This is a genomic window from Candidatus Acetatifactor stercoripullorum, from assembly GCF_944382095.1.
Taxonomy (GTDB): domain Bacteria; phylum Bacillota; class Clostridia; order Lachnospirales; family Lachnospiraceae; genus Acetatifactor; species Acetatifactor stercoripullorum.
The window spans coordinates 38,623-48,288 of record NZ_CALWMU010000027.1; the positions used below are offsets into that span (position 1 = coordinate 38,623).

Below are 9,666 nucleotides of genomic sequence, written 5' to 3' on the forward strand. Positions count from 1 at the left end.
AGCGCTGTGAAGAAGTATTGCAAGGCATTGACAAATCTGGCGATTGCCGGACTGGTGTTTCTGGCGGTTTGTTTTCTTGTGCCCAGACTGTTGATTTTTTTCTCCCCTTTTGTGGCGGGGTGGATTATTGCGCTGATTGCCGGGCCCTTTGTGCGGTTTTTTGAGGAAAAGATCAAGCTGAAGAGGAAGGTGGGCAGCGCATTTGTTATCATAGTGGTAATCGGGCTTGTGGTGCTGGTGCTGTATCTTGTTGGAGCAAAATTAGTGGAGGAGATTGTGGGTCTGATCAATTCCCTGCCGCAGATATGGGAAAGCATGGAGGAGGATTTTGCGGAAATTGGTCAAAATCTCAGTATTATCTACAGCAGGCTGCCTGTAGATATCCAGAACACTCTCACAAGCTTTTCAGACCAGATTGGCGGTTACGTGGGAGAGCTGTTTAGCCGCGCGGGTTCCCCTACCATCGCAGCGGCAGGAAATTTTGCAAAGCGGCTCCCCACCATTATTATTGGTGTGATTATGGCTCTTTTGTCCGCTTATTTCTTTGTGGCGGAGCGGCATCTGATCGGGGAATGGTTCCGCAAATACACGCCGGAGTCCATTCAGACCCGTTACCGTATGCTGAAGCGGGCGCTGTTAAAGGCCGTGGGCGGTTATCTGAAGGCCCAGCTGAAAATAGAAATCTGGATGTATCTGCTCTTAGTGATCGGGCTTAGTATACTTCATGTGGACTATGTGCTTTTGATTGCTCTGGGAATTGCATTTTTGGATTTGCTTCCCTTTTTTGGAACGGGAACCGTTATGGTGCCCTGGGCAATATTGAAAATTTTGAGCGCCGATTACCAGATGGCCATTGGACTTTTGATCATATGGGGAGTGGGGCAGCTTGCCCGTCAGTTGATTCAGCCTAAGATCGTGGGAGATTCTATCGGAGTGCCGCCCATACCTACCTTGTTTCTGCTGTTTTTGGGCTATAAATTCGGAGGTGTGCTGGGGATGATTGTGGCGGTTCCTCTGGGATTAATTGTGTACACCATGTATGAGGAGGGGGTTTTTGACACTACCAAGAACAGCGTGATGATTCTGGTGAGCGGGATCAACTGTTTCCGCAGGCTGCAGGAGGAGGACCTGGAAGGGATTTCCAAAGACCGGAAGGAGGAAGAAACGCATGAGGAACATTAGGCTTCTTTTGCAGTATGAGGGGACCAGATACCAGGGCTGGCAGCGCCAGGGAAGCTCTGAAAATACCATTCAGGGCCGTCTTGAGACGCTTCTTGGCAGAATGTGCGGGGAGCCGGTGGAGCTTTCTGCAAGCGGAAGAACGGACGCGGGGGTTCATGCGCTGGGACAGGTGGCAAATTTTCACACGAACTGCCCGATGTCCACAAGGGAAATGCTTCAGTACATAAACAGGTATCTCCCTGAGGATATAGCAGTGACGGAGGTTTCGGAGGCGGGGCCCAGGTTTCACAGCAGACTCAATGCAAAAGGCAAGCAGTATCGGTATCTGGTGTTAAACAGCAGTGTGCCGGATGTGTTTTTGCGGCGGTATTCCCTGCAGGTGGCGGAGCCTTTAAATTTGTCTGCCATGGAGCGGGGAGCCCGTTATCTTGAAGGAGAGCATGATTTTGCTTCCTTTACCTCTGCAAAGAAGGGAAAGAAATCCACAATCAGGCGGCTGGATTCCATTTCTGTGGAACAGGAGGGAAGTCTGATTTCCTTTACCTTTACCGGAAATGGATTTCTGCATCATATGGTGCGGATTCTTGTGGGAACCTTGCTGGAGGCGGGGGAAGGCAAAAGGGATGCAGACAGTATCCCGGCATTGATAGAGGCCAAAAACCGACAGCTGGCCGGGGCGCTGGCTCCGTCCAGGGGATTGACGCTGATGAAGGTTTTCTATTAAATTTTATGAATCATGAAACTTTTTGCCCTGTAAAGTAGTCTAATACTTGTACAGGGCTTTTTTTGATGCTTTTTGATGAGTTTATATGCAAAAAGTTTACAAGTTTGCAGTATATTATGCCTGAAAGGGATATTACTTAATAGAAAGGCTTGCCTTAAGGCGAAAGAAAAAATGACGGAACAGGAAAGAAACCATCAGGAGCTACAACTAAAAATTGACCGGTATGCGGATATGCTGTTCAAGATCAGCTTTCTCAAGCTGCAGAATGTGCAGGATGCCGAGGATGTGGTACAGGAGGTTTTTTATCAGTACGTGAAACGGCAGGAGTCCTTTGCGGGAGAGGAACATGAAAAGGCATGGCTGATCCATGTGACCTTAAATGCCTGCCGCAAAATCTGGCGCAGTGCATGGAACCGGCATAGAAGCCGGGAGGAGATATGGGAGCAGGACTGCAAGGCTCTCTGTGGAAGATTTGAGGAACCTGTGCCAGGGCCGGAGGAAAGCCTGATGAATGAGGAGGAGAAGGAAATGCTGTTTCGGGCGGTGAGCGCACTGCCTGTCAGATACAGAGAGGTGATTCATCTGTTTTACTATGAAGAGCTTTCCGTCAGGGAAATCGCCAGGGTCATGGGACGTAAAGAATCCACCGTCACATCCCAGCTGACCAGGGGACGGGAGCTTTTGAGAAAATCGCTGAAGGAGGAGTATGATTTTGCGTAAATTTAAGGAAGCATATAAACAGGCCGTGGACAGTATGCCCAGGTATCATATTTCCGCTGACTGCGTGACAGATGAGCTTAGACACAGGAGACTGTTGAACCGGCGGAGGCGTAAAACGGCAATGCAGGCTGCTGCGGCGGTTTTGTTTCTGGCCTGCGGGGCGGGAACGGTTACGGCCATGAATTATCACAAAAGTATTTTCCAGGTGACGGAAAACGGCTTTACCGCTGTCAGCGAAGGAGCGCTGGTGACGGAAGAAGAAACTTTACCCGCAAAAGAAGCCGGTGCGGAAGCAGAAGCGGCACAAAGCGCTCTGGCACAGGAGCGGGAAGAGCCGCAGGTATTGGAAGCACAGACCTATGTGCCGGTGGAGTATACCTCCATAGAAGCCTTTGAGGAAGCGGAGGATATTTCCATAGCGATTCCTGACCAGGACTGGCTGGGGGGAACGCCCTTGAACGAGAGGGTCTTAGTTATGGGAGAGGGGGATCGGGTGATGCTCACCGTAAACTATGAGGAATGCTGTTTTTCCATGTCCCAGTGGGATCACAGGGATGCTACGGGATATGCCTCCAGCACTGTATTTACCGGAGAGAGTGACAATGAGCGGGAATATACCAATTCCCAGGGGCTGGAATATATGCTGTTTGACATAATGGAGGAAGGAATGGTGAGCTCAACCCATGCAGTGATTTCCGTGAACGGGCGGGATCTGCAGCTGGACTTTAGCGGTTATGATGAAGAAACCATTGAGCACATTCTAAATAATCTGGATTTGAGTATCTATTTTAAGGAAGAGTAGGGAGGTACGGCATCTATGGAAAGGACAATTTTAATCTACAACAATCGTACAGGAGTTGCGGAGGCTATCGGCTCTTTGCTGGAGGGAGAGGAAATCCGCATGCAGACCATTGAGGATGATAAGGAGCTTCACAGGAAGCTGCATACAGGGGAGTACCATTTACTGCTGGTGGATGTGGAGCTTCAGGATAAGGGCTGGAGCAGCGGCGTTGAGATGATTGGGCAGATCCGCCGGGAGAGCAGCATTCCCATTGTAGTGGTGTCAAATCAGGCGTCTGAGACCGCAAAGATTATGGCGTTAAATGCGGGCGCAGACGATTATGTGCTGGCGGACTGCAATCCTCTGGAGATCGTGGCCAGGGTGAAATCCCAGCTGCGCAGATACACGCAGCTGGTGAATATGTGCGCCAATATTGATAGAATTTATAAGGTAGACGGGCTGGAAATCAACGATATGCGCCGGACGGTTACCGTGGAGGGACGGGAGGTAAAGCTTACCCCCATCGAGTACAATATTCTGCGCCTTCTGGTGCAGCAGCGGGGAAGGGTTCTGTCCATAAGCCAGATTTATGAGAGCATATGGCATATGAGGGCCATTGGCGCGGATAATACCATTGCGGTACATATCCGGCATATCAGAGAAAAGATAGAGGCAAATCCCAGGGAGCCCCGTTACCTCAAGGTTGTGTGGGGGAACGGCTACAAGGTGGGATAAGGAAGGAGACAGGTTTTCGGACCTGTCTTTTTTCTGCGTGAAAAAAATTTTTTTTTCGGACAGCGGTTTTGCACGTTAAAAAACGTAACGTTCTGATTCAGTGATTGACAAATGATATCATTTATATTATTGTATTAATTGACTAATACAACAATAGTTAAAGGAGATTGTCTATGGATAGTTTACAGATCAATGAACAGGCAGGAAAAGCTGTTTTGTCTGCACCCGATACAAGAAAGAGAGGAATCAGCGGAAGCACCTTAAAGATCATTGCCATTGTCACCATGTTTATCGATCATGTGGGGGCTGCCCTGCTGGGACGGTTTTTGATGGCAAGCGGTTATATGGAAGCGGCGCTCTCACAAAATGTGGCAGACCTGATTCTGTGGCTTGAGGAAAACGCAGCTTTATACCTGACCTATACGGCTATGAGGATGATAGGGAGAATTGCCTTCCCCATTTTCTGCTTTTTGCTCATAGAGGGCTTTCAAAAAACCCATGATGTGAAAAAATATGCGCTGCGTCTGGGAATTTTTGCCCTGATCTCGGAGATACCCTTTGACCTGGCATTTAATGCGCAGGTATTGGAGTTTTCCTATCAAAATGTATTTTTTACCCTGTTTTTGGGACTGCTTGCCATGCTTGCATACGATAAGATATGGAAGGCACAGTTCTTTTCCGGGAAAGCCCCAAATCTGGCGGCAAAGCTGTTTTTGTCGGCGGCCGCCCTTTTGGTCTGCTGCGGGCTGGCAGAAGCGCTCAAAACAGATTATGCGGCCATCGGAGTGCTGTGCATTACGGTGATGTATGCCTTTCGAAAGAAAAAGGCGGCTTTGATCGCTGCAGGCTGTGTGGCCTTTGCATGGGAGGTTACGGCGCCGTTAGCCTTTCTTCCCATTGGTTTTTATAACGGGCAGAGGGGACTTAAGCTGAAATACATTTTTTATCTGTTTTATCCGCTGCATCTTTTGCTGATTTACGGAATCAGCCTACTGCTGGGTGTGGCTGGGTATGCAGTGGTGTAAACGGCCTTTGGAAAAATTTATCGTAAAAACAAAGGGACGAAAATACAAGGAGAAAGTATAAAGAGGAAAAATATGCTTGAAGTAATTCAATTATCAAAAAAATACGGTTCCACACTGGCGGTGGACAAAGTGAGCTTTCGGGTGCCGGATGGTCGGGTGGGCATTCTTCTGGGTCCCAACGGAGCTGGAAAATCTACCGTAATCAAAAGCATTGCCGGGCTGCTGCGCTTTGAGGGGAGTATCCGCATTCAGGGGCTCAGCTCCCGGGATATGGAGGCCAAGCGTTCCTTTGCCTATGTACCGGAGATTCCCAGCATGTACGAGGCACTGACGGTGAGGGAGCATATGGAATTTATCAAAAGGGCTTATGGGCTGAACGTGGGAGACCAGGAGACGGAAAGGCTTTTGGAGAGATTTGAGCTTTTGGACAAGCAGGATAAGCTGGGAAATGAGCTGTCCAAGGGTATGATGCAGAAGGTCAGCATCTGCTGTGCGCTTTTAGTTTCCCCTAAGGTGATTCTGCTGGATGAACCCATGGTGGGCTTAGACCCTGCAGCCATCAAGGAGCTCAAGCAGGTGGTGCGGGAGCTGAGGGATAACGGCAGTACCGTGCTGATCAGCACTCATATGCTGGAGATGGTCAAGGAGCTGTGGGATGTGACCTTTGTGATGGACAAGGGAAATATTCTGGGAACCTATACAAGAGAGGAAGTGGGGGATGAGGATCTGGAAGAGCTGTTTTTCCAGGTTACCGGCTCCGGAAAAGAAGAGGACAGGGTGGAGTGATATGGGAGCGATTTTCTATTTATACCGGCGGATTTTTGTAAATCGTGTAAAAATGGCTTTGAAAAAGCCGATCACATATATTTATCTGCTTTTTGTGCTGCTGTATGCAGTTATGATTCCCTTCTCTCTGCAGGTTATGCTGGAGGAATATGGGATGGATTCCCCCTCCTGGATGGCGGCAGTTCTGACTGCTTTTGCCTTTTGGGTGATACCGGGAAACCTCATTGCCTATGCCAAAAGAAAGGGATTGATCTACCGAAAAAGCGATGTACATTTTTTGTTTTCATCGCCTGTGACGCCGAAAAAGATTCTTCTGTATGCTCATCTGAAAAATCTCGGCATACAGACCGTCTTGAATCTGGCAGTGGCAGTGCTGGGAGCCCTTCTCTTTCATGTGGGGTGGCTGCAGGTGACGGTATATTTTGTTTTCTCCATTTTGGTGGAGAATCTGCTGGAGGGGGGCATAATGCTTTTGCTCTACGGCGCTGAGTGGAAAAGTCCTAAGGTCCGCCAGATGGTGGTAAAGGGCGCCTATGCTCTGGTGGCAATGTTTGTGGCGGTGGGAATTTATTTTTATATCACTCAGGGGCTGAGTCTTGCCAGCGTCTTAAATTTCCTCAACAGCGATCTGGTGCAGATGGTTCCTGTGGCGGGCTGGTATATTGCGGTGCTGCACCTGATTTTCACCGGGCCAACGGCGGTAAATCTGGCAGGAACGGCGGCCTATTTTATTTTTCTGGCGGCGGTTCTCTGGGCGGCGTTTCGTATGCGGTGCACGGGCGCGTACTTTGAGGACGCTATGAAATTTGCGGATGATTACGAGGAGGTTTTGGTAAGCCGCAGGCAGGGCAGAACCGATAAAAGGCTTGGAAAGCGGACCAGGTACGGCACGGCCAGGGTGACCTATAAGGGAACAGGCGCAAAAGCATTGTTTTACAGGCAGCTTTTGGAATATCGCAAAAGCAGGTTCTTTATTTTTGACCTAAATACCGGGGCGGCGCTGATAGCAGGAGTGTTAATTGCGTATTTATATCTTGCCGAGGGCGGCATGGGAGAGCTTACGCCCTTTATGATTCCGGGTGTCTCTGCCTACGTGATTTTTATTTTTACCACCTTGAGCGGGAAATGGGCAAAGGAGATAGCCTCTCCCTACACCTATCTGATACCGGACACAGCCTTCCGCAAGCTGTGGTATGCTACAGCCATACAGCACATACAGGCATTGATCAATGGCCTGCTGCTTACGCTGCCGGGAGCTGTGGTGATGGGGATGTCGCCCCTTACGGCGGCTCTCTGTGTGGTGTTTTACGTGGTGTTAAGCGCCAATAAGCTGTATGCGCTTGCTGTGGCGGAAGCGCTCACCGGAAATATTCTGGGCAGAGTGGGCAGGCAGCTGTTTCAGCTTTTCATACAGGGGATTGTAATCGGATTCGCTTTTTTGGGAGCCTTTGTGGGATTCCTTGCAGGGGGTCTCAACCTGGCCTATTTCCTTATGATCGTATTTTTGACATTGGCTACCGTCCTGTTTATGCTGGCGGCAGCTCTGAATTTCTATAAGCTGGAGACGGCCTGAAGGGGAGCGCCCCAAGGGGGAAGAGCTGTCCGAGGAATTGTTCATTGACGCAGCGGGCATTTGCGTGTAAAATTGTGATTGTAAGAGGTTACAAGACTGATTGGAGGGAAAACTGCATGCAAATGCCAATTTTTGAGAAGTATATTGATGAATTAATTGAAAAAAGCACTCTGGATATTCCGGCCTGGAATATTGAGAAGGCAAAGGAAGGAAAGGCTGTGGGCTGGAATTACATAGACGGCTGCATGATACTGGCGCTTCTGGAAATCTACCAGGCTACAGGGGAACAGAAATACTATGAATTTGCCGATGCCTTTATTGATCACAGAGTAAATGAGGATGGCACCATAAAGGGGTATTCCGTGGAGGAGTACAATATAGACAATGTGAACGCGGGAAAAACCCTGTTTGCCCTGTATGCGCTTAACGGAAAGGAAAAGTACCGCAAGGCCATTGATTTGATTTACAGTCAGGTGCAGAACCAGCCCAGAACCCCGGAGGGTAACTTCTGGCACAAAAAAATATACCCCAATCAGGTCTGGCTGGACGGTATGTATATGGGACAGCCCTTTTATATGGAGTATGAGACTAAATTTAACGATAAGAAGAATTATCAGGATATCTTCCATCAGTTTGCAAATGTGGTAAAGAGGATGCGGGATGAAAAGACCGGACTTTACTATCACGGCTATGATGCGTCCAAGGAAATTTTCTGGTGTGACAAGGAAACGGGATTGTCTCAGAATTTCTGGCTGAGAGCCCTGGGATGGTATTCCATGGCCTTGCTGGATACCCTGGATAAGTGTGAGCCGGACGAAAGCTGCCAGAAGGATTACGACAATCTCAGACAGGTGTTTGTGGACCTTACGGATTCCATGCTTAAGTTCCAGGATGAGAGCGGTCTTTGGTATCAGCTGCCTGCCCTGGGCGGGAAGGAACCCAATTATCTTGAGACAAGCGGCAGCGCCATTATGGCATATTCCCTGTTAAAGGGCGTGCGTTTAGGCTTCCTGCCGGAGTCCTACCGGGCATACGGACTGAAGGCCTTCCATGGCATCTGCGATAAATACCTGAAGGAAAAGGACGGCAGCCTAAGCTTGGGAGGCATCTGTCTGGTGGCCGGCCTTGGACCGGCAAACAATACCAGGCGGGATGGAAGCTTTGAGTACTATATGTCCGAGCCCGTTGTGGAGGATGACGCAAAGGGAGTAGGCCCTCTGCTTTTAGCTTATACGGAAATGCGGCGTCTGGGGAATTAAAGAATCCCCAGATGCTCCAACAGAATTTTAAGGCCCATAAGGATTAAAATAATGCCTCCGGCCAGCTCTGCCTTTGCCTTGTATTTGATTCCGAATACATTTCCCACCTTTACGCCGATGGAAGAGAGGAAAAAGGTGATCACGCCGATCAGGGAAATGGCGGCCGCAATGTCCACCTGCAGGAAAGCGAAGGTGACGCCCACCGCCAGCGCGTCTATGCTGGTGGCCACGGCAAGCAGGAGCATAGTTTTGACATCCAGGGAAGCGTTGGCGCATTCCTCTTCTTTAGAGAGAGCCTCCTTTATCATAGAGCCTCCGATAAGGCACAAAAGGACAAAGGCAATCCAGTGGTCCACGGAAGTGATGTAACGTTCAAACTGGCTGCCAAGCAGGTATCCGATCAGGGGCATCAGCGCCTGAAACCCTCCGAACCAAAGCCCCACGATTCCGGCTTTCTTCAGGGTTACCTCCTTCATGGCCAGTCCCTTGCAGATGGACACCGCAAAGGCATCCATGGACAGGCCCACTGCAATGACAAAAAGACTCAGTAAACTCATGACATTCTCCTTAGTCTGATATTTGGATTTGAGAAGAACCGATAAAAAAACCCACGGACAACAGGCACGCCAAAATGCCTTTGTCCGTGAGTCTCATTATCGCAAAACTGCTTCGGTAATACCAGATGAAAACATCATTATGTTGATACTACCACAGCCGGGGGCTGTCAACTACTCCCTCACAGTGTTTATTCATCTCAGTTTTTACATGATACCCTAATTGATATTTTTTGTCAAGAAGATTTGTAACTTGAGTTTCCGCAGAATTATCTCCACCAGGCAAATCTGCCGTATCCTGTTATCCACAACTTTCAAAAAATGCCA

10 protein-coding genes are annotated in these 9,666 nt (G+C 49.1%); 9 read left to right on the plus strand and 1 reads right to left on the minus strand.

Going from position 1 to position 9,666, the window contains the following annotated elements; all coding sequences use genetic code 11:
* Positions 1-6: 6 nt before the first annotated feature.
* The 9 genes from ytvI (at position 7) to SHK35_RS09425 (ending at position 8,785) form a co-directional block, all read left to right on the plus strand.
* The gene (gene ytvI, locus SHK35_RS09385) at positions 7-1,182 is read left to right on the plus strand and encodes a sporulation integral membrane protein YtvI (protein WP_318709588.1); all 1,176 of its coding nucleotides are present in this window, start codon (positions 7-9) and stop codon (positions 1,180-1,182) included.
* Complete coding sequence (gene truA, locus SHK35_RS09390) at positions 1,169-1,906, plus strand: tRNA pseudouridine(38-40) synthase TruA (RefSeq protein ID WP_318709589.1); 738 nt, start codon at positions 1,169-1,171, stop codon at positions 1,904-1,906. Before ytvI ends, truA begins: the two co-directional genes overlap by 14 nt.
* 171 nt (positions 1,907-2,077) lie before the next feature.
* The gene (locus tag SHK35_RS09395) at positions 2,078-2,626 is read left to right on the plus strand and encodes an RNA polymerase sigma factor (RefSeq protein WP_318709590.1); all 549 of its coding nucleotides are present in this window, start codon (positions 2,078-2,080) and stop codon (positions 2,624-2,626) included.
* On the plus strand, positions 2,619-3,428 hold the full coding sequence (locus tag SHK35_RS09400; protein ID WP_318709591.1) for a hypothetical protein: 810 nt from the start codon (positions 2,619-2,621) through the stop codon (positions 3,426-3,428). Before SHK35_RS09395 ends, SHK35_RS09400 begins: the two co-directional genes overlap by 8 nt.
* Positions 3,429-3,443: 15 nt before the next feature.
* Positions 3,444-4,142 (plus strand): response regulator transcription factor, encoded by a 699-nt coding sequence (locus SHK35_RS09405; protein WP_318702904.1) that lies wholly within the window; start codon positions 3,444-3,446, stop codon positions 4,140-4,142.
* Between the two features lie 173 nt (positions 4,143-4,315).
* Complete coding sequence (locus tag SHK35_RS09410; RefSeq protein ID WP_318709592.1) at positions 4,316-5,167, plus strand: TraX family protein; 852 nt, start codon at positions 4,316-4,318, stop codon at positions 5,165-5,167.
* Between the two features lie 72 nt (positions 5,168-5,239).
* Positions 5,240-5,953 (plus strand): ABC transporter ATP-binding protein, encoded by a 714-nt coding sequence (locus SHK35_RS09415; RefSeq protein ID WP_318702906.1) that lies wholly within the window; start codon positions 5,240-5,242, stop codon positions 5,951-5,953.
* Between the two features lies 1 nt (position 5,954).
* Complete coding sequence (locus SHK35_RS09420; RefSeq protein ID WP_318709593.1) at positions 5,955-7,526, plus strand: putative ABC exporter domain-containing protein; 1,572 nt, start codon at positions 5,955-5,957, stop codon at positions 7,524-7,526.
* Between the two features lie 122 nt (positions 7,527-7,648).
* On the plus strand, positions 7,649-8,785 hold the full coding sequence (locus SHK35_RS09425) for a glycoside hydrolase family 88/105 protein (protein WP_318709597.1): 1,137 nt from the start codon (positions 7,649-7,651) through the stop codon (positions 8,783-8,785).
* Here the strand turns inward: SHK35_RS09425 and SHK35_RS09430 are convergent.
* Entirely contained in the window at positions 8,782-9,342 is a 561-nt protein-coding gene (locus SHK35_RS09430; RefSeq protein WP_318709594.1) for a manganese efflux pump MntP, read from the minus strand. The genes SHK35_RS09425 and SHK35_RS09430 overlap by 4 nt on opposite strands.
* Between the last annotated feature and the right edge of the window lie 324 nt (positions 9,343-9,666).

What these genes read in the sequence shown, in the direction of transcription:
- SHK35_RS09405 (WP_318702904.1), top strand. Translation starts at nt 3,444, where the DNA reads ATGGAAAGGACAATTTTAATCTACAACAATCGTACAGGAGTTGCGGAG.
- SHK35_RS09430 (WP_318709594.1), bottom strand. Translation starts at nt 9,342, where the DNA reads ATGAGTTTACTGAGTCTTTTTGTCATTGCAGTGGGCCTGTCCATGGAT.
- SHK35_RS09415 (WP_318702906.1), top strand. Translation starts at nt 5,240, where the DNA reads ATGCTTGAAGTAATTCAATTATCAAAAAAATACGGTTCCACACTGGCG.
- SHK35_RS09425 (WP_318709597.1), top strand. Translation starts at nt 7,649, where the DNA reads ATGCCAATTTTTGAGAAGTATATTGATGAATTAATTGAAAAAAGCACT.
- SHK35_RS09420 (WP_318709593.1), top strand. Translation starts at nt 5,955, where the DNA reads ATGGGAGCGATTTTCTATTTATACCGGCGGATTTTTGTAAATCGTGTA.
- SHK35_RS09410 (WP_318709592.1), top strand. Translation starts at nt 4,316, where the DNA reads ATGGATAGTTTACAGATCAATGAACAGGCAGGAAAAGCTGTTTTGTCT.
- truA (WP_318709589.1), top strand. Translation starts at nt 1,169, where the DNA reads ATGAGGAACATTAGGCTTCTTTTGCAGTATGAGGGGACCAGATACCAG.
- SHK35_RS09395 (WP_318709590.1), top strand. Translation starts at nt 2,078, where the DNA reads ATGACGGAACAGGAAAGAAACCATCAGGAGCTACAACTAAAAATTGAC.